The organism is Bacillus sp. FSL R9-9530 (assembly GCF_038008145.1).
Taxonomy (GTDB): domain Bacteria; phylum Bacillota; class Bacilli; order Bacillales; family Bacillaceae_G; genus Bacillus_A; species Bacillus_A mycoides.
Genome location: NZ_JBBOYO010000001.1, coordinates 5237112 through 5255773, shown reverse-complemented (window position 1 = coordinate 5255773; position 18662 = coordinate 5237112). Strand labels below are relative to the sequence as shown.

General features: G+C 36.8%; 21 protein-coding genes and 1 riboswitch. Of the genes, 10 read left to right on the top strand and 11 right to left on the bottom strand.

What is annotated here, in order from left to right; all coding sequences use genetic code 11:
* Window positions 1–37 precede the first annotated feature (37 nt).
* Together MKX66_RS26780 and MKX66_RS26775 are read left to right on the top strand one after the other, a co-directional pair.
* Window positions 38–1627, top strand: coding sequence for a bifunctional metallophosphatase/5'-nucleotidase (locus tag MKX66_RS26780; protein WP_016100659.1), 1590 nt, complete (start codon window positions 38–40; stop codon window positions 1625–1627).
* A gap of 169 nt (window positions 1628–1796) precedes the next feature.
* Window positions 1797–1943, top strand: coding sequence for a hypothetical protein (locus tag MKX66_RS26775; RefSeq protein ID WP_002033873.1), 147 nt, complete (start codon window positions 1797–1799; stop codon window positions 1941–1943).
* A gap of 49 nt (window positions 1944–1992) precedes the next feature.
* On the opposite strand, the gene MKX66_RS26770 is transcribed toward MKX66_RS26775, so the two are convergent.
* The gene (locus MKX66_RS26770) at window positions 1993–2469 is read right to left on the bottom strand and encodes a ribbon-helix-helix domain-containing protein (protein WP_002014948.1); all 477 of its coding nucleotides are present in this window, start codon (window positions 2467–2469) and stop codon (window positions 1993–1995) included.
* 131 nt (window positions 2470–2600) lie between these two features.
* On the opposite strand from MKX66_RS26770, the gene MKX66_RS26765 reads away from it, so the two are divergent.
* Entirely contained in the window at window positions 2601–3599 is a 999-nt protein-coding gene (locus MKX66_RS26765; RefSeq protein WP_215590151.1) for an alpha/beta fold hydrolase, read from the top strand.
* 119 nt (window positions 3600–3718) lie between these two features.
* Window positions 3719–5038, top strand: coding sequence for a Na+/H+ antiporter family protein (locus MKX66_RS26760; RefSeq protein WP_002014950.1), 1320 nt, complete (start codon window positions 3719–3721; stop codon window positions 5036–5038).
* A gap of 25 nt (window positions 5039–5063) precedes the next feature.
* Here the strand turns inward: MKX66_RS26760 and MKX66_RS26755 are convergent, their stop codons facing one another.
* Together MKX66_RS26755 and MKX66_RS26750 are read right to left on the bottom strand one after the other, a co-directional pair.
* The gene (locus MKX66_RS26755) at window positions 5064–5990 is read right to left on the bottom strand and encodes a LacI family DNA-binding transcriptional regulator (protein ID WP_002143052.1); all 927 of its coding nucleotides are present in this window, start codon (window positions 5988–5990) and stop codon (window positions 5064–5066) included.
* Window positions 5991–6104: 114 nt separating this feature from the next.
* Complete coding sequence (locus tag MKX66_RS26750) at window positions 6105–6581, bottom strand: GNAT family N-acetyltransferase (RefSeq protein ID WP_215590152.1); 477 nt, start codon at window positions 6579–6581, stop codon at window positions 6105–6107.
* A gap of 82 nt (window positions 6582–6663) precedes the next feature.
* On the opposite strand from MKX66_RS26750, the gene MKX66_RS26745 reads away from it, so the two are divergent.
* A complete protein-coding gene (locus MKX66_RS26745) occupies window positions 6664–7587 on the top strand; it encodes an alpha/beta hydrolase (RefSeq protein WP_002033868.1) in 924 nt (307 codons plus the stop codon).
* 10 nt (window positions 7588–7597) lie between these two features.
* Here MKX66_RS26745 and MKX66_RS26740 read toward each other — a convergent pair whose 3' ends face one another.
* Window positions 7598–7843 carry a DUF2552 family protein gene (locus MKX66_RS26740; protein ID WP_002033867.1) on the bottom strand — a complete coding sequence of 82 codons (246 nt, stop codon included), beginning with the start codon at window positions 7841–7843 and terminating at the stop codon, window positions 7598–7600.
* Between the two features lie 139 nt (window positions 7844–7982).
* Here MKX66_RS26740 and MKX66_RS26735 point away from each other — a divergent pair, with 139 nt between their 5' ends.
* The 5 genes from MKX66_RS26735 (at window position 7983) to ribH (ending at window position 12257) form a co-directional block, all read left to right on the top strand.
* Window positions 7983–8189 (top strand): CDGSH iron-sulfur domain-containing protein, encoded by a 207-nt coding sequence (locus tag MKX66_RS26735; protein WP_001151582.1) that lies wholly within the window; start codon window positions 7983–7985, stop codon window positions 8187–8189.
* 190 nt (window positions 8190–8379) lie between these two features.
* A riboswitch (FMN riboswitch) is annotated at window positions 8380–8523 on the top strand.
* 309 nt (window positions 8524–8832) lie between these two features.
* Window positions 8833–9945, top strand: a complete 1113-nt coding sequence (gene ribD / locus MKX66_RS26730; protein WP_012261664.1) for a bifunctional diaminohydroxyphosphoribosylaminopyrimidine deaminase/5-amino-6-(5-phosphoribosylamino)uracil reductase RibD — start codon at window positions 8833–8835, stop codon at window positions 9943–9945.
* A complete protein-coding gene (ribE, locus tag MKX66_RS26725; protein WP_016100654.1) occupies window positions 9927–10571 on the top strand; it encodes a riboflavin synthase in 645 nt (214 codons plus the stop codon). The genes ribD and ribE overlap by 19 nt, the downstream gene beginning before the upstream one ends.
* Before the next feature lie 12 nt (window positions 10572–10583).
* The gene (gene ribBA / locus MKX66_RS26720) at window positions 10584–11777 is read left to right on the top strand and encodes a bifunctional 3,4-dihydroxy-2-butanone 4-phosphate synthase/GTP cyclohydrolase II (protein WP_341087470.1); all 1194 of its coding nucleotides are present in this window, start codon (window positions 10584–10586) and stop codon (window positions 11775–11777) included.
* 18 nt (window positions 11778–11795) lie between these two features.
* Window positions 11796–12257 (top strand): 6,7-dimethyl-8-ribityllumazine synthase, encoded by a 462-nt coding sequence (gene ribH / locus MKX66_RS26715; protein ID WP_000230892.1) that lies wholly within the window; start codon window positions 11796–11798, stop codon window positions 12255–12257.
* A 23-nt stretch (window positions 12258–12280) separates the two neighbouring features.
* Here the strand turns inward: ribH and MKX66_RS26710 are convergent, their stop codons facing one another.
* From MKX66_RS26710 to bioA, 7 genes are all read right to left on the bottom strand, one after another.
* Window positions 12281–12601, bottom strand: coding sequence for a hypothetical protein (locus MKX66_RS26710; protein ID WP_002088493.1), 321 nt, complete (start codon window positions 12599–12601; stop codon window positions 12281–12283).
* 181 nt (window positions 12602–12782) lie between these two features.
* The gene (gene bioB / locus MKX66_RS26705; protein ID WP_002014986.1) at window positions 12783–13781 is read right to left on the bottom strand and encodes a biotin synthase; all 999 of its coding nucleotides are present in this window, start codon (window positions 13779–13781) and stop codon (window positions 12783–12785) included.
* Between the two features lies 1 nt (window position 13782).
* Window positions 13783–14592 (bottom strand): malonyl-ACP O-methyltransferase BioC, encoded by an 810-nt coding sequence (gene bioC / locus MKX66_RS26700; protein ID WP_012261666.1) that lies wholly within the window; start codon window positions 14590–14592, stop codon window positions 13783–13785.
* Window positions 14558–15298 carry an alpha/beta fold hydrolase gene (locus tag MKX66_RS26695; RefSeq protein WP_326996593.1) on the bottom strand — a complete coding sequence of 247 codons (741 nt, stop codon included), beginning with the start codon at window positions 15296–15298 and terminating at the stop codon, window positions 14558–14560. The genes bioC and MKX66_RS26695 overlap by 35 nt, the downstream gene beginning before the upstream one ends.
* Entirely contained in the window at window positions 15295–16482 is a 1188-nt protein-coding gene (gene bioF / locus MKX66_RS26690; protein ID WP_215590155.1) for an 8-amino-7-oxononanoate synthase, read from the bottom strand. Before bioF ends, MKX66_RS26695 begins: the two co-directional genes overlap by 4 nt.
* A complete protein-coding gene (gene bioD, locus MKX66_RS26685) occupies window positions 16448–17176 on the bottom strand; it encodes a dethiobiotin synthase (RefSeq protein ID WP_088292618.1) in 729 nt (242 codons plus the stop codon). Before bioD ends, bioF begins: the two co-directional genes overlap by 35 nt.
* Window positions 17176–18609, bottom strand: coding sequence for an adenosylmethionine--8-amino-7-oxononanoate transaminase (bioA, locus tag MKX66_RS26680; RefSeq protein WP_002033857.1), 1434 nt, complete (start codon window positions 18607–18609; stop codon window positions 17176–17178). Before bioA ends, bioD begins: the two co-directional genes overlap by 1 nt.
* Window positions 18610–18662 lie beyond the last annotated feature (53 nt).

Genomic DNA, 18662 nt, shown 5'->3' with positions numbered 1-18662 from the left:
GTATGATGTCAGATTATAAAAAAAGGAGAAATTAATTATGTGGAAAAAAATTATTCCTGCTGTTGCTGTTTTAAGTACTATTACTTTTTCAAGCGTATTCGCCGCTCCTCCATCTCAGACTCCTGCCGAACAAAACCGATACATAGACGTACAAATGCTTGGTATTAATGATTTACATGGTCAACTAGATACTGTAAAAAAAATTAACAATAAAGAAGCTGGTGGTGCTGATTACTTAGCTACTTATTTAAAAGAACGCAAAAAACAAAACCCTAATACACTTCTCGTACATGCTGGAGATATCGTCGGAGCTAGCCCACCAGTTTCTGCTTTATTACAGGACGAACCAACTATTGAATTTTTAAATGATTTAAAGTTTGATGTTGGTACAATTGGAAATCATGAATTTGATGAAGGCATTGATGAAATGCGACGTCTCATTTATGGTGGATATCATGAAAAAACAGGGAATTTCAAAGGAGCAAACTTCCCTTATGTCGCTGCAAACTTCTATAATAAATCAACTGGCCGCTTATTTTTACCACCATTTACTGTAAAAATGGTAGATGGAGTTCCTGTAGGATTCATCGGAGTTGTTACAACGGATACACCGAATGTCGTTATGCCAACTATGCTAAAGAATGTACAAATTACTGATGAAGTAGAAGCTATTAATAAATCTACTCAGCAATTAAAGCGTCTCGGTGTTAAATCTATCGTAGTCCTTGCACATGTTGGAGGTACAACTGATGACACTGGTGTAACAAACGGTGACCTTACTCGCATTGCAAATGAAACAGATCCCGAAGTTGATGTTATTTTCGGCGGACATAGTCATACGTACGTAAATGGTACTGTAAATAATAAACTTATCGTGCAAGCGAATTCTTACGGAATGGCTTTTTCGGACGTAGATGTAACAATTGATAGAAAAACAAAAGATATTGTGAAGAAAAAAGCTGAAGTTATTACAACGTACCATGAAGGTGTAGAGCCTGATAAACAAGTAAAACAAAAGTTAGATCAATATAAAGAAAAAATCGCACCTCTTGTAAATGAAGTAGTCGGAAAATCTACAGCACCTATCGACCGTAAACAAAACGATGCTGGTGAATCTACACTTGGAAATTTAGTTGCGGATGCCCAGCGCCAAACTATGCAAACACAAATCGCTCTTATGAATCCTGGTGGAATTCGTAATGATCTAGACGCTGGAGATATTACATGGGGCGAATTATACGGCATTCAGCCTTTCGGAAACCAATTAATTAAAGTAGATCTAACAGGTCAAGATATTCGTGATATATTAAATCAACAATGGCAAAAAGGAGCAACGAGAATGCTTCAAATTTCAGGTATTCAATACACTTGGGATGCAAATAAACCAAATAACGAAAAGGTTACGAATATCCGTTTAACAAATGGTGAAGAATTAGTTCCCTCTAAAACGTATAGCGTAGTTGCAAATGCTTTCCTAGCTTCTGGCGGTGATGGATTCGTATCCTTTAAAAATGGAAAAAATGCTGAAACTGGTCCAAACGATTTTGAAGCATTAGTCGATTATGTAAAACAAGTGACAGAACCAATTCAGCCGATTATTGATGGACGTATTCAAAAAAACAATTAAATACTATTCAAACTAGTGCGTGACACTCGAAAGAAGAAGCTCCTTTTATATGCAAGGAGCTTCTTCTTTTAGAGTCATACGTATTGTCATTCTTCTAGTGCAGTAAAGGATACGCACATAGCCCCTTGTTTCTTCGTAGTATATAGAAAACTATAATGGGAAGATTTGTATGTATTTCTATCAAACAATGACGATACATTGTATCGACGAAACGACAAATCAACAAGTGAAAGAAACATTTCGGAGCGCAGCAGCTGATGAACAAAATCATGCCGTTTGGTTCCTATATTACTTTTCGAAACAAAACAAAAAATGAAATAAAAGAAAGGATACACGCTCTTATATGGAACATAGTATCCTTTCTTTTATTTCTCTGGATACGTTTCATGATTAACATCATACCGTTGCAAAAATTCCTGTAGTGCTTCTTCTACAATTTTAGACTTTTGAATCCCTTTTGATTCCGATATAACATCTAGTCTTGCTAATACTTCTATATTAATCGAAAAGGTTCGTTTCTTTTTCTCTGTGCTCTTACTTATAATTTGAACACTTACTTCTTCTCTTTTTCTTAGCAATTCATAAATGCTTTGTAACTGTTCATAAATTAGTAATTGATAGTCTGTTTTTGCATATTGAAGGGCAGTAGCTTCTTGGATTTGCAAATGACGTGGCTCTTCACCATCACCTATAAAGATACGTTTTTTCTGCTCTCCATCATATTCATATCCAATCACCCTTAATTTCTTTGATAATGTATATGGGCTCATCTCAAGCCGTTTCGCTATAATAGCGATTGATTCGCGTCTATTTAAAGAATCAATAATTTCTCCAATCGTCATATTCTCCCTCCTCTCTTAATCGCCTAAACTTGAAATCAAACCAGTATGTTATGATACAATGATTTTCTAGTAGTATATGCAAAAGAAAGAGCCTGTGCGATTCATACCATTTAAGAAAAGGAGGTTTACATATGCTTTTTCGTAGCCATACCCCTCAGTTTTACAACGAAAAGAAGCAACTAATCCCTAACAGTATCGCTACGATAGAAAGCGTTATGATTAATGACCGGAAACAATCTCTCCTTATACGCGGCCAAAACGTGGACCAGCCTATTTTATTATGCTGTCACGGCGGCCCTGGTATGGCACAAATCGGCTTTATTCGCCATTTTCAAAAAGAGTTAGAAAAGCACTTTATCGTTATTAATTGGGATCAGCGAGGGGCAGGTAAATCCTTTTTATGGCGGGACATCCAAACAAATCTTACGATTGATCAATTTTTTTCAGATGCAAAAAAGGTTATTCAATATCTTCTCAAACGCTTTAATAAGCAAAAACTATTTCTCGCTGGTCATTCTTGGGGAAGTATTATCGGACTACAAATCGCTAATCAATGTCCCGAATATATAGAAGCATACATCGGCATCGGTCAAATCGTACATATGAAGCAAAATGAAGAATTACTATATCAACATTTAATTAGCTCTGCCAAAAAACATGACCATAAAAAGGCATTAGCTTCTCTTTTAAAATTAGGGAAACCACCCTTTTTAGATACGAGACGCCTCATTATTCAAAGAAAGTGGCTTGGTACATTTGGAGGAGCAATCCAAAATGGATCTTCCTTTTCTTTCATACGAAAAGGCTTCTTTTCTCCTGAATATACGCTATTAGATTGGTTCAAATTTCTCGCAGGAAATTTAAAATCCGGAGTTTTATGGGAAGAGATGCTGACAATCGATTTCTTTTCATCTATTTCAAGTTTATCTATTCCTGTTTATTTTTGTTCTGGTCGCTATGATTATCAAACTCCTTATGCACTCGTTCAACAATATTGCGATGTCATTCAAGCTCCTATTAAAAAGATGATTTGGTTTCCAAACTCGGCACATTCTCCAGATTTAGAAGAGCCTGAGTTATTCGCTAAATCTTTACAATCAATTAAACAAGAACTATCTTTTCAACATTAATAACAAAAGGCGCTTTTACATTTCATAGAAAACATTTTATAATGATATGTCGCAAGTATATGTCACTACAAACACTTGCTTGCCTTAACAGAATAAAAATTAGGGAGATTACATTTATTATGAACGCTGTACTCATCGCAGTAGCAGTCATGCTACTGCTTAGTTTGTTACGTGTCCAAGTCATTGTCGCCATTATCGTTGGAGCTTTAACAGGCGGACTTATCGGCGGACTCGGTATTTCAGAAACAATCAGTACTTTTACAGCCGGCCTTGGGAACAGTGCTCCTATCGCATTAAGCTACGCAATGCTCGGTGGATTTGCTATTTCACTTTCAAAAACAGGACTTCCTGATGCAATGATCCAATCAGCTTTAAAATGGATCGGCAACGAACAAGACACGAAAAAACAAGTCTATTCTAAAATACTTATATTATTTATCATTTTAACAATGGCTTGTTTCTCACAAAATATTATCCCTGTTCATATCGCCTTCATCCCAATCTTAATTCCAGCACTTTTAAAAGTATTAAATGAGCTGAGGGTGGATCGTAGGCTTGTAACATGTCTTATTACATTTGGGTTAATTACCCCTTACATGTGGGTTCCAGCAGGGTTCGGAAAAATTTATCATGACGTATTGCAAACAAATGCTGCGCAAAGCGGTCTTACATTTGATGTCGCACTTATTCCAAAAGCGATGACTATTCCAGCAATCGGTATGATTATCGGATTATGTGTAGCGGTTTTCATTACATACCGAAAACCACGTACATATGAAACAGAACAAATTCATTCTGCACAGAATGAAATCGTTCCCTATACGAAAAGAAGCATTACTTTGGGTTTATTATCAATACTCGCTACATTAACTGTGCAATTAGCAACAGAATCAATGATTTTTGGTGCTTTAGCAGGTATTATCGTCTTATCAGTTAGCGGTAGCCTCCCTCTTAAAGAAGCCGATGCTATTTTAACGAGCGGAATGCGTATGATGTCCTTTATCGGATTTGTTATGATTTCTGCCGCTGGATTTGGCGCTGTTCTTCGAAAAACTGGACATGTTGAATCTCTTGTGCAAACGAGTGCACATATAATCGGAAATAATAAACCGCTTGCTGCATTTCTTATGCTCATTATTGGACTTCTCGTTACGATGGGAATTGGCTCTTCCTTTTCAACCATCCCAATCTTAACAACAATTTTCGTACCATTATGCGTCCAGCTCGGATTTAGTCCCATGGCTACAATCGCAATTATCGGTACAGCTGGTGCACTTGGTGATGCAGGTTCTCCAGCATCTGATAGTACACTTGGACCAACGTCCGGTTTAAATGCTGATGGTCAGCACCATCATATATGGGATACATGTGTCCCAACATTTCTACACTATAATATACCGTTACTTATATTCGGCTTTATTGCCGCAATTACACTATAAAAGGTGCGTTTTAAAAACGCACCTTTTACTTTGTTGTTTCTCTCTCAATGCACCTAAATTCTGTTTCCACTTCTTCTTGTCGCACTTGTTTCTTCTTTATTTTTCCTATTAACTGTTGAAAAGCTATTTCCCCATTTTCTTCGATATAACTTCCAATCGTCGTTAATGATGGACTTATCCATTCACCCTCTACACTCCCGTTAAATCCAATGATTTGTAACTTACCTGGTATATGAATATTAAGAGTTTTCGCCGCCCTGATTAGCTCAATAGCGACCTTATCACTTGAAGCTACAACCCCATCTATGTATGGATGCTTTTGTAACAATTCAAGAAACTGTTGATTCGTATACCCTTGTACAATTTCCTCTCGATAAGAAAGTCCTTCTTTCCAAGCAGTATCTAGAAATCCTGCCACATGCTCTTCCATTTCTTCACTCTTTACTCCCTCACCGATATAAGCAAGAAACTGGCAGCCTTTCTCTTTTAATAAAGAAACAGCTTTCTGTCCACTTTCATAATAGCTCATAAGAGATTGTCGTTCTTCAAGCACAGCGAAAGGAAGTGAGATTTCTCCTATACTTCGAAAAACAGATTTCGTCATTATAACGCCTGCAATGTTATTTTGCTCCAACATATCTATGTATCTATTCTTATTTTCTATATTACAAACTATTACTTGATACCCTTCTTTGTATGCTATTTCCTCAACGAAACGGAGCAAAGTGATGTATGATGGATTATGCAAATTATCTACAAGTAATGCAATCACCGTTGAAGGCTGTTTAAATAAAGGCTTTGCTGTAGCATTCGGTCTATAATGTAATTCTTCAATTGCTTTTTTTACTTGTTTGACCGTATCTTCATGGACATATCCTTTTTCGTTAATGACTCTTGAAACGGTTGCGACTGAAACACCGGCCAATTTTGCAACATCACGTATAGTTGCCACATCGTCACCCCTTAATATGGTAATAGATTACAATTTTAAATTAAACCAAAATATAACATTCGTCAAGGTTATTGTTTTATACTTCTGAAAATTGTTACACAATTTCCACTCTACTCAGAAAATATACTCCAGCTGAATTTCATGTGAAATCGCGATATTATCATAACCAATAAACGGAATTTCTTTCTTTATTTTTCGTGCTTCCTTTACCGCATCAATATACAAGTCCGTCATCATGAAGTTACGTTTTTGATAAAAACGAAGTGCGTTCATATTATCATTCGTCGTAATAAGCCACACCTTTTTACATTCGTTCTCTTTTGCCACTCGCAATACACAATCCATCAGTTTTGTACCAAGCCCCTTCCCTTCCTCAAAACTATTTAACGATACAATTTCACACATGTTTTCTATCACTTTATATGTTACAATTCCCACTATTCTGTTATTTCTAAGTGCAATAAAACCAGGTAATTCTTCTAATTGATGTACTCTGCCTCGCGAGACCATCATTGAGCTTCCCCAGTTTTCACACATAAAATCCTGAATTACTTCTTTCATTTCTGGTGTGATTTTTTGTATATGAACCATACACGATTTCTCCCCTTTTCACATCATTGTGATACAATGTTAGTGTATCACATGTAGAGGTATTTGGAGGATGAGGTAAAGTATGAAACGTTTTTTTACAGCATTGTTTACTATACTAGGTGCACTAACTGCGATTGGGATTTTCTTTACAAATAAAGTTATGTACTTGAAGAAAAAAACAGAGGAAGAAGTTTTAGAACGCGAAACGAAAAAGCATTTTCATTTGGACGATTTTAAGGCTATTCAAAAAGAAGAGGTTCACATCCCTTCTCAATTCGGATACGAACTTCACGGATATTACATGCCAGCTGGTCATTCCAATAAATTTATGATTTTTTGCCACGGTGTGACTGTAAATAAAATGAATTCCGTTAAATATGCAAACTTATTTTTAAATAGAGGATATAACGTATTTATTTATGATCATCGCCGTCATGGTAAAACCGGTGGTAAAACAACAAGTTATGGCTATTATGAAAAACATGATTTAAAGTCAGTAGTTGACTGGCTAAAAGATCGTTTCGGAACGAATATTACACTCGGAATTCATGGTGAATCTATGGGCGCTGCAACTCTTCTTCAATATGCAGGATTTGTAGAAGATGGTGCTGATTTTTATATTGCTGATTGTCCTTTCTCTGATTTTTATGGACAGTTACAACATCGTTTGAAAGTTGAGTTTCATTTGCCAAAATGGCCTTTATTACCTTTAGCAAATGCCTTTTTAAAAGTTCGTGATGGCTATACAATTCGTGAAGTTTCACCAATTGATTGTATAAAAAATATTAACAATCCGGTTCTCTTTATTCATAGTAAAGATGATGACTATATTTTATCTGATATGACGAAATCACTTTATGAAGCGAAAGAAAATAATAAACAGCTTTATATTGCAGAACATGGTGCACACGCTTGCTCTTATAATGAAAATAAAGAAGAGTACGAAGATGCCATCGATCAATTTTTAAACACATATGTAAAAGAAACAAAAAACAGGCTTGCATAAGCCTGTTTTTTTACTGCGCTAAAACGTCTGTAACTTGTTCCATATTTTCAGAAATCCACTTTACTGCCTCGTCTAGCGTTGGGAATTCCGTCGTTTGAAAAGTTACCTCATCTTGAAGTAACCAAACATCTTTCGGTTCTTGTCCTACACCTGCGATTGACCAATGAAGTAAACTATATGGATGATTATCATTCAAAAATGATGCCCATGTGCGCTCATTTGCAATATTTTGTAGTGCGTGTAATTTTTTATCCATCTTTCGTCACCTTACTCTAGTCAGTTATACAAACTATTATAACACTCTCTTCTCTCTCAAACAAAGTGCTCTTTTTATATTGTCAAGTACTCTCCCTAATTATATGATGAGAGTAAGCGTTTGGAAAGGAGGGATAACGTTGGCAAAAGTACAAATTAAAGTGAATGATAATGGCTCTTTTCGCGTTACAGGGGACGTGGAATTAGTTGACTCACAAGGGAATGTATTCCCAGCAAAACCAGCATTTTCTTTATGTCGTTGTGGTTTATCAAAAAACATGCCTTATTGCGATGCTTCGCATAAAGGCAAATTCGAGTCTGTTGTTAGAGCACCAGAGGCAGAATAAATATTTAAAGAACATGCACATTTATTTGTGTATGTTTTTTCTTTTGATCAAAGCCTATACAGCCCTTCCCCTTTCCACATTTCTATTACTTTCGTCCCCATTCAAATCGGCATATATTTTCAAACAATTCTTCACATTCGAACATTTTTTACTATGCTTTTTTCTTTTTTGTGCTATAATGTGAGCAAACAACATCCTTCGGGGTCGGGTGAAATTCCCAACCGGCGGTGATGAAGCGATAGCTTCTAAGTCCGTGACCCGTTTTCAACGCGAAAACGGTGGATCTAGTGAAACTCTAGGGCCGACAGTATAGTCTGGATGGGAGAAGGATATGTTTTCTAGTAATTTTATATAGCGAATACACTTTTATTTCAGTATGCATATTTTTAAAGTTTCATTTTGAATCTTTATATATGTTTTATTTTGTATAGTTATGTTTCTATACTGAAATAAAAAGATACGACTAGCGTTGAAAGAATTTGATATTTTGCTAGGTTTTTTCCTTATGCCAAAATATCAGTCATCGTTAGGTTTCTTTCCTATACTTTCGTATTCGAACTATATTTCTAGAAATCACGTCTCCCAAACCCCAAGGATATAAAATCCTTGGGGTTTTTTGATTTTTTCAGGAGAGGTGAAAAGAATGACAGATCAAGAATATATGAGGATTGCCTTGCAGTTAGCACAAGGAACATCGGGACAAACAAGCCCAAATCCTATGGTTGGTGCCGTTGTTGTTAAAGATGGAAAAATTGTTGGAATGGGTGCCCACATGCGTGCTGGTGAAGAACATGCTGAAGTTCATGCTCTTCACATGGCTGGTGAAAGAGCAAAAGACGCTACCGTTTATGTAACACTTGAACCGTGTAGCCATTTTGGAAAAACACCCCCTTGCTGTGAATTACTCATTGAAAAAGGAGTTCAGCGTGTTGTAATTGCTACTCTTGATTGCAATCCACTCGTTTCCGGAAATGGAAAAAGGAGATTAGAAGAAGTTGGAATCGAGGTAACTACTGGTGTTCTTGAGGCGGAAGCCACTTTATTAAATCGATACTTTTTTCACTATATGAAAACGAAACGTCCCTTTGTAACAATAAAAACAGCAATGAGCTTAGATGGAAAAACAGCAACTATAACCGGTGAAAGTAAGTGGATTACAGGCGAAGAAGCACGCGCTGACGTTCACCAATATCGTCATATACATGATGCTATTCTAGTCGGTGTGAATACAGTTCTAACTGATAATCCACACTTAACAACACGAATTCCAAACGGAGGTAAACATCCTATACGCGTTATTTTAGATACCCACTTACGAACGCCGCCATCTTCTCATGTCATAACAGATGGCTTAACTCCGACATGGATTATTGTCGGTAAGGATGTAAACAAAGAGAAAATAGCGTCTTATGAATCTAACAATATAGCTGTATTCCAAATGAAAACACAGCAAATTGAAATACAAGATGTCCTATCCCTGCTCGGTGAGAAACAAATTCTTTCTCTGTTCGTTGAAGGTGGTCAAACGGTGCATGCAAACTTCTTAAAAACAAATAGTTTTAATGAAATCGTGACCTATATAAGCCCGAAATTAATTGGTGGAAAAGATGCACCCACCTTATTTGGCGGAGCTGGTTTTTCGAAGTTACAAGATGCACTTTCCTTAACAATTCAAGAGATGAAACAAATCGGTAATGATATAAAAATTGTTGCAACCTTAAAAAGCGAGGTGACGGAATGTTTACAGGAATCGTAGAAGAGTTAGGAACGATATCAAGCATGACTCAAAGTGGTGAAGCAATGAAGCTAACTATTAGCGCAAAGCAAATTTTATCGGATGTCAAATTAGGTGATAGTATCGCAGTTAACGGCATTTGCTTAACAGTAACTACTTTTACGACTACTTCATTCACTGTCGACGCAATGCCTGAAACAATGAAAGCAACATCACTTCGTATGCTAAAGCCAAGTGCCAAGGTGAATTTAGAACGGGCGATGGCTGCAAACGGACGATTCGGTGGACATTTCGTCACCGGACATATCGATGGCATCGGTACGATTTTAACTAAAAAACAACATTACAATGCCATCTATTACAAAATAGCAATTTCTGATGAATTACTACGCTATTGTTTGCATAAAGGATCCGTTGCTGTTGATGGCACTAGCTTAACAATATTTGATATAGACGAATCTTCAATTACAATTTCACTCATCCCGCACACAGTAAGCGAGTCTATAATCGGAGAAAAAAAAGCCGGGGACATCGTAAACATTGAGTGTGACATGATTGGAAAATATATTGAACGCTTTATTTCAAAGCCAGTAAAAAGAACAGGGTCAATGACCGAAAACTTTTTACAAGAAAACGGATTTCTATAAGGGGGAAGCACAATGTTTCATCGTATTGAAGAAGCTCTAGAAGATTTAAAACAAGGAAAAGTCGTTATCGTATGTGATGATGAAAACCGAGAAAATGAAGGCGATTTTATTGCTTTAGCAGAGTACATTACACCAGAAACGATTAATTTTATGATTACACACGGTCGCGGTCTCGTTTGTGTACCGATTACGGAGGAGTACGCAGAACGTCTACAGTTAGAACCAATGGTATCTCATAATACAGATTCACATCACACTGCGTTTACAGTCAGCATTGATCATGTTTCTACAACAACAGGGATTAGTGCTCATGAACGTGCAACTACGATACAAGAATTGTTAAACCCTGCATCAAAAGGCTCTGATTTCAATCGCCCTGGACATATCTTTCCATTAATTGCGAAAGAAGGCGGTGTACTGCGCCGTGCTGGTCATACAGAAGCCGCTGTCGATTTAGCCAAACTTTGCGGAGCAGAACCAGCTGGAGTCATTTGCGAAATTATAAATGAGGACGGTACGATGGCACGTGTACCTGATTTACTAGAGTGCGCAAGACAATTTGATATAAAAATGATTACAATAGAAGATTTAATTGCTTATCGCCGCCATCACGAAACACTTGTGACAAGAGAAGTGGAAATTACATTACCTACAGATTTCGGTACTTTCCATGCAATTGGCTATTCTAACTCATTAGATATGAAAGAACATATCGCGCTCGTAAAAGGTGATATTTCAACAGGCGAACCTGTACTTGTACGCGTTCATTCAGAATGCTTAACAGGAGATGTATTTGGTTCGTGCCGCTGTGATTGCGGACCACAGCTACATGCTGCACTTGCTCAAATTGAGCGTGAAGGAAAAGGTGTTCTTCTCTATATGAGACAAGAAGGACGAGGAATTGGCCTTCTGAATAAGCTTCGCGCTTATAAGTTACAAGAAGAAGGGTTAGATACTGTAGAAGCAAATGAAAAACTTGGGTTCCCAGCTGATCTTCGTGATTACGGTATTGGCGCTCAAATTTTAAAAGATTTAGGCTTACAAAGTTTACGATTATTAACGAATAATCCACGAAAAATTGCTGGCTTACAAGGTTACGATTTAGAAGTAACCGAGCGTGTACCGTTGCAAATGCCAACAAAAAAAGAAAATAAAACGTATTTACAAACGAAAGCAAGCAAATTAGGACATTTACTAAACTTATAATTAAGGGAGAGATACATTATGGTATTCGAAGGTCATTTAGTTGGTACAGGATTAAAAGTTGGGGTTGTTGTTGGACGTTTTAATGAGTTTATTACAAGTAAGTTACTTGGCGGAGCTTTAGATGGATTAAAGCGTCACGGTGTAGAAGAGAATGATATTGATGTTGCATGGGTTCCTGGTGCATTTGAAATTCCTTTAATCGCTAAAAAGATGGCCAATAGCGGAAAATATGATGCCGTTATTACATTAGGTACAGTAATTCGCGGTGCTACAACACATTACGATTACGTTTGTAATGAAGTAGCAAAAGGTGTTGCGTCTTTATCACTACAAACGGACATTCCAGTTATTTTCGGTGTATTAACGACAGAAACAATTGAACAAGCGATTGAACGTGCGGGTACAAAAGCTGGTAATAAAGGATATGAATCGGCAGTTGCTGCGATCGAAATGGCTCATTTATCAAAACAATGGGCTTAAAAAAGAGGCTACGGCCTCTTTTTTTATTTTCTCACCTTTTTTCGTACATCTTCTATTAATTCATCCATCGTTTTTCCTTCTGTTTTTATACGAAGAGCTTGTGCTGTTCTCCACACATTTTCTCTCTTTTCCGCTTCTTCTATAATAGAAATTTCCTTCCTCACTTCTTTTAAATCTTTTCCTTCTGTTTCAAGCCCAAAATGTTCAGCTTTCGTTCGAAAATGCTGTTCAATTCTTTGTTGCATTTCTTTTTGTTCAGGATTTTCAGCCGCCTTAACTGGATCAGCACTTATCGCTTTTATTAAAATCAGACAGGTCATAATAGTTAATATGTATTTGTACATGTAAAATCCTCCAACCCGATATAAATTACATTTTTACTATGTACAATTAGGGCTTGGAAAATTCGTCCACAAAATTATTTTTCTCGTCCAAAAGTGACTACTATCAAGCGTTAATGGACTTTTATTACATTTTATTTACAAAAAAAAGCAACCCCTTTAAAGAGTTTGCTTTTCATCTATCTTATAGCGCACATTCTTCAATCTCAAATCCTAAATCTTCAATCATACCCCAGTCCGCAGTCGGCTCTTGTCCAGCTGTTGTTAAATAGTCCCCGACAAAGATAGAGTTTGCTGCAAATAAACCAAGTGGCTGTACAGAACGTAAATTAAGTTCTCGACCACCTGAAATACGAATTTCTTTTGTTGGATTTACAAAACGCATCATCGCCAGCACTTTTAAACATTCTACAGGTGTTAATTCTTTTTGTCCTTCAAGCGGAGTACCCTTTACAGCAACAAGGAAATTACATGGAATAGAATCCGCATCTAAACGTTGTAATTCAAATGCAATTTCAGCGCGCTGTTCAATCGTTTCTCCCATTCCGAAAATTGCTCCAGAGCATGGAGAAATACCGGCTTGCTTCGCTTTTTGGACTGTATCAACACGATCGTCATACGTATGCGTTGAACAAATGCTATCATAATTGTTGGCATGCGTATTTAAATTGTGATTATAACGATGCACACCAGCTTCTGCTAACTGACCTGCTTGATCTTCATTTAAAAATCCTAAACAACAGCAAATTTTTAAATCTGTCGTTTCACGAATTTCCTTAACTGCTCCAATAACGTGATTTACTTCTTTATTCGTCGGACGACGACCAGATGCAACAATACAATATGTACCTGCTTTACGACGAATTGCTTCGTGCGCTCCTTCAACAATTTTCTCTTGTGTTAACCATGCATACTTATCAATCGGTGCTTCTGAAATAATAGACTGTGAACAATACCCGCAATCTTCAGGACATAATCCAGATTTCGTATTTATAATCATGTTCAACTTTACTTTCTTACCAAAATGATGATGGCGAATGATGTAAGCTGCATTCATAATTTCTAAAACCTCTGTATCATCAGCTTCTAATATTGCAATTGCATCTTCTTTCGTAATCATTTTCTCTTCTACTACGTCGTATGCAAGTTTTTTCCAATCCCTTTTTGTTTGTACTTGTTTCATTTCATCTCTTCCCCTCTTTTGTTATATACGTAAATAAAGCATGATATGTTGCCATTATCCCTTCTTTTCCCGTGAAGTCTCTTTCGTATATACGAAGCATCGTACGAAAGAGTGAAGGGCTTTGACAGTAAGACTCTTCATTACTATTGGTTGCCCCTACTTTTCGAATAGAATGTAGAAACTCCCTAACTTCTGTAAAGCTTTCTATGTAACACGTTTCAGAAACATGTACATTTCCTAATGGATTTTTGCATATATTCACTAACTGTTCTTTCGAAACGAATCGTTGTCCTATTGAAGTACAATTGTGTATCCCCTTTTCTTTCTTAGCACGCTGAAAAGACGTATGCAATTCTTGAAAAGTCGTATTACCAAACGTGGAAAATAATAATATTCCTTCTTCAGACAAATAGTTAAATAAATTTTTCACTGTCTCTTTTAAATCATTAAGCCATTGAAATGTAGCATTTGAAATGATGACATCATATGGATTTTCTAATTTTAATTGTTCAATATCTTCACATCGAAACATCACATTCCCCAAACTTTTTCTAGTTTTCGCGACTGCAATCATCTCATCAGCAAAATCCACAGCTGTAATATGAGCTTTCGGAAATAAATTTGATAATTGCTCTGTTACATATCCTGTCCCGCATCCAAGTTCTAAAATACGTATCGATGATGTTTCACTATATCGTTCCTTCAATGTAGAAAGTAACGAATGCGCCATCTTTTTTTGTACATTTGCATATTGATCGTAGGATACAGCCGCCCCGTTAAACCGTTTTTGCAGTAACGTTTTGTTGATCATGTCGTATCCCCTCTACAAATCGAATAATTTCATTTGCGCAATATTCAAAATTCGTTACACATAATGCATGCCCAGCACCGCTTACTACTTTTAGATTGGCATTCGTATTATTCGCCATACTATGGGCTGCAGACAATGGACATATTACATCCTGCTCTCCATGAAGGAGTAACAGCGGGGCTTTCATATCTATTACTTCATTTCTCATATCTGTTTCTATTAAATAATCTAAGCCTAATTGTAAAGACTGAATCGAGTCTCCTTTAAACTTCTGCGCAATCTCTTCAAAACTCGTATTCTCCCTCAGCTCACTTTTTATAAACATATTTTCATAGAAACGCTTCAAAGTATCTTCTTTTTTTCTCGTTAAATTCTTTTTCATACGTTCTACATGCAAGGAATTCCATCCACTTGTATAGTCACTTGTATTGGTAAATTTAGCGGTACCACCAATTAGTACCATACCTTGGGCCTTAATCTTTTTATAAGCTTGTACTGCCGCTAACGCTCCTAGTGACCATCCAACTAAAATTACATTTTCATCCTGCGCTACATCTATTATTCGCCCCGCAAATTCACTTTGTTCTTTCACGTTACGCCAATCTATACATTGAACAGAATATCCTTTAAAATACGGCAGAACCAAAGTCCAAACACCTTCTTCCATTCCCCATCCTGGAATAAAAATAAGCTTTAGCTCTTTCATACTAAAAACCCCTCTTCTTTGCCAATGCGTATAATATGCTGAATAGCCCATTTTAAATCGGCTATTGTATGTTGTGACGTAACTGCAAAACGGATTCGAGAACTACCAACTGGAACAGTCGGCGGACGAATTGCAATGGCTGCGATACCTACCTCTTGTAACCTTTCACTAAACCGTAAAGTATTTTCATTTGACCCAACTACAATCGGTACAATATGAGTTGAGCTATTTCCAATATCAAAACCAGCTTCTTGTAAATGCGTCCTGAAATATGCACCATTCTCTATAAGTCGCTCTCTTCTTTCGTTATCTTCTTTCACAATTTCAATTGCTTTTCGGATCGCCCCTAATGTTCCTGGTGGTAAAGCTGTAGTAAAAATCAAGCTTCTCATCATATTTTGTAAATACTCTATATAAATGGAATCACCCGTTAAATACGCACCATAACACCCTAAAGCCTTACTAAACGTCCCCATATGTATATCAATTTTTTGAGCAATATCTTTTTCTACATGAGATAATCCTGCTCCACCGATTCCATATATTCCACTTGCATGTGCTTCATCAACTATAATGATCGCCCCGTATTTCTCTTTCAGCTGAACTAAGCCTCTCAAATATGCAATATCTCCATCCATACTAAAAATCGTATCTGTTACGATTAATTTTCTCTTTTCTGGTGACGCTATTTGCAACATCTTTTCTAAATGATCCAAATCATTATGACGATATCTTTTATGCTCTGCTCCGCTTAATATAATTCCATCAACAATACTTGCGTGATTTAATTTATCACTAAAAACCATATCGTGACGACAGGCTAAAGCAGATATAGCACCTACATTTGCTATATACCCGCTATTTACGATTAATGCTCTTTCAGTACCTTTCCAATCACATATACTTCTCTCAACCTCTTCATACAGTGGATAATTTCCTACAACGAGACGAGATGCTGTCGCTCCAGTTCCGTATTTTCTTGTGCAGGCAATAGCAGCTTCTTTCAACCTTTCATCTCCAGCTAACCCTAAATAATTATTTGATGCTAAATTTAGCATCCTTTTCTCATTTCGAATAAGCCATGTCTCTTCCGCTTTCTCTGTTACATGTAAATTACGATACTGCCCTTGCTCCTTTAATTGTTCTACTTTAGATTGAAGATGCGTGCGCCACATTTGATTCATTTTGGATGAGCTCCTCTAATTTTGAAATCATAATATGTTCTTTTACCGATTCCAATAATTCTTCCCTTGTAAACTCACCTTCAAGGAATGGTAATAAACCTAAAACAGGTACTCCACTTAACTCCTCAATCATTTCTTTGTTTTCTTGCACTCTTTCTTTTTCACATTCTTTACAACCAGACAAAATTACACCCGCTACTGTTAAACCGTGTGCCTTTGCATAAGAAATTGTTAAGACAGTATGATTAACTGTCCCTAGTGTCGGACGCGCTACTACAATAAGAGGGAGCTCTAATTCTTTTGCAAAATCAATCACTAAAGCGTCTTCTGTATATGGGACGGCAAGCCCACCAGCTCCTTCTACCAATAGGCTATTAAACTCTTTTAGTAGTTCATTATAGTGAGCAGTAATTTCTTTTAACATTACCGTCCTTCCAGCTCTTTTCATAGCAAGTCTCGGAGCAAGTGGTTCTTCAATGGAATAAGGACAAATTTCATCTTCTTTTGTCGGTACACCCGATAATGCTTTTAATCTTGCTGCATCACCCTCAGGATTTGATGCAACATGTCCACTTTGCAACGGTTTATATACACCAACATTATGTCCACGCTCTCGAAATATACCTGCCAATGCTCCTGTCACTACCGTTTTGCCAACTTCTGTATCCGTTGCTGCTATAAAGAAACCACTCATTACTCTCCCTCCGTAACATCCGAGATTGCTTTATATAAAATGCGTAACATCTCATCAATCTCAGCCACCGTAGATGCAAGAGGAGGCATAAATACAATCGTATTACCGAGTGGTCGCAATATCATGCCCAGCTCTCTTGAACGTTTACATACTTGAACGCCGACTCTTTCTGTCCATTCAAACGATTCTTTCATTTCCTTATTCTTCACAAGTTCAATACCAACCATTAGCCCACACTGACGAATATCTCCTACGTGCTTATATTCATTAAGAGCTTCTAATTGTGCCGCTACATATTCTGCTTTATGCGCAACATCTTCTATTAAATTAGTTTTTTCATATAGTTCTAAATTTGCAATTGCTACGGCACACCCTAACGGATTCCCTGTATAACTATGACCATGGAAAAACGTTTTTTGTTCTTCATAGCCTCCTAAAAAGGCATTATAAATTTCATCTGTCGTTACCGTAATTGCCACCGGTAAATAACCACCTGTTAAACCTTTTCCGGCTGTTAAAATGTCTGGCGTCACATCCTCGTGTTCACATGCAAACATTTTCCCGGTACGCCCAAATCCAGTCGCTACCTCGTCTGTAATAAATAATACATTGTATTTTGTACATAAATCGCGAAGCCCTTTTAAGTATCCTTTTGGCATTGTAATCATCCCACCAGCACCTTGCATTAATGGCTCCACAATAATAGCTGCTACTTCTTCATGTTTTTCTTGTAGCATTTCTTCCATTTCTTCTAAATGTTTCTTTACAATTTGTTCCTTATTATCTCCATAAGGAGAACGATATGTATATGGATACGGCATTTTAATTGCCTCAAATAATAGTGAACTATACACTTGGTGAAACAAGTCTATTGCTCCTACTGAAACAGCACCTATCGTATCACCGTGATATGCTTCTTTTAATGTAACAAATCTTTGTTTTTTCGGTTTTCCTTTATGCTGCCAATATTGAAAGGCCATCTTAATTGCAATTTCAACGGCGCTAGAACCAGAGTCTGAATAGAATACTTTCTTCAAACCTTCTGGTACAACTTCAATTATTTTTTCTGCTAATAAAATAGATGGAACGTTAGCAAGTCCTAGCATAGTAGAATGAGCAATTTTATTTAATTGCTCGCGAATTGCCTCATCTAGTTCTGGTACTTGATGCCCATGAACATTTAACCAAATAGATGAAACACCGTCCCAATATTCATTTCCATTTACATCGTATAGCTTTCTTCCCTCTCCACGTTCAATAATGACAGGATCTTCTTCTAAATAATCTTTCATTTGTGTAAATGGGTGCCATACGTAATCTTTATTCTTCTTCGATAATTCTTCATATGTATAAGACGATTTTTCACTCGTGTTACTATTAACAGCCACAATTGTCACCCCTAATGTTAACTTATTTATAAATATAGTTAACATTAAAAACAAATGACTGTCAATTATTTTTAAATCAAACAGTTCTCAAAAAAGAA

What these genes read in the sequence shown, in the direction of transcription:
- MKX66_RS26780 (WP_016100659.1), top strand. Translation starts at nt 38, where the DNA reads ATGTGGAAAAAAATTATTCCTGCTGTTGCTGTTTTAAGTACTATTACT.
- MKX66_RS26775 (WP_002033873.1), top strand. Translation starts at nt 1,797, where the DNA reads ATGTATTTCTATCAAACAATGACGATACATTGTATCGACGAAACGACA.
- MKX66_RS26770 (WP_002014948.1), bottom strand. Translation starts at nt 2,469, where the DNA reads ATGACGATTGGAGAAATTATTGATTCTTTAAATAGACGCGAATCAATC.
- MKX66_RS26765 (WP_215590151.1), top strand. Translation starts at nt 2,601, where the DNA reads ATGCTTTTTCGTAGCCATACCCCTCAGTTTTACAACGAAAAGAAGCAA.
- MKX66_RS26760 (WP_002014950.1), top strand. Translation starts at nt 3,719, where the DNA reads ATGAACGCTGTACTCATCGCAGTAGCAGTCATGCTACTGCTTAGTTTG.
- MKX66_RS26750 (WP_215590152.1), bottom strand. Translation starts at nt 6,581, where the DNA reads ATGGTTCATATACAAAAAATCACACCAGAAATGAAAGAAGTAATTCAG.
- MKX66_RS26745 (WP_002033868.1), top strand. Translation starts at nt 6,664, where the DNA reads ATGAAACGTTTTTTTACAGCATTGTTTACTATACTAGGTGCACTAACT.
- MKX66_RS26740 (WP_002033867.1), bottom strand. Translation starts at nt 7,843, where the DNA reads ATGGATAAAAAATTACACGCACTACAAAATATTGCAAATGAGCGCACA.
- ribD (WP_012261664.1), top strand. Translation starts at nt 8,833, where the DNA reads ATGACAGATCAAGAATATATGAGGATTGCCTTGCAGTTAGCACAAGGA.
- ribE (WP_016100654.1), top strand. Translation starts at nt 9,927, where the DNA reads ATGTTTACAGGAATCGTAGAAGAGTTAGGAACGATATCAAGCATGACT.
- ribBA (WP_341087470.1), top strand. Translation starts at nt 10,584, where the DNA reads ATGTTTCATCGTATTGAAGAAGCTCTAGAAGATTTAAAACAAGGAAAA.
- ribH (WP_000230892.1), top strand. Translation starts at nt 11,796, where the DNA reads ATGGTATTCGAAGGTCATTTAGTTGGTACAGGATTAAAAGTTGGGGTT.
- MKX66_RS26710 (WP_002088493.1), bottom strand. Translation starts at nt 12,601, where the DNA reads ATGTACAAATACATATTAACTATTATGACCTGTCTGATTTTAATAAAA.
- bioB (WP_002014986.1), bottom strand. Translation starts at nt 13,781, where the DNA reads ATGAAACAAGTACAAACAAAAAGGGATTGGAAAAAACTTGCATACGAC.
- bioC (WP_012261666.1), bottom strand. Translation starts at nt 14,592, where the DNA reads ATGATCAACAAAACGTTACTGCAAAAACGGTTTAACGGGGCGGCTGTA.
- MKX66_RS26695 (WP_326996593.1), bottom strand. Translation starts at nt 15,298, where the DNA reads ATGAAAGAGCTAAAGCTTATTTTTATTCCAGGATGGGGAATGGAAGAA.
- bioF (WP_215590155.1), bottom strand. Translation starts at nt 16,482, where the DNA reads ATGAATCAAATGTGGCGCACGCATCTTCAATCTAAAGTAGAACAATTA.
- bioD (WP_088292618.1), bottom strand. Translation starts at nt 17,176, where the DNA reads ATGAGTGGTTTCTTTATAGCAGCAACGGATACAGAAGTTGGCAAAACG.
- bioA (WP_002033857.1), bottom strand. Translation starts at nt 18,609, where the DNA reads ATGTTAACTATATTTATAAATAAGTTAACATTAGGGGTGACAATTGTG.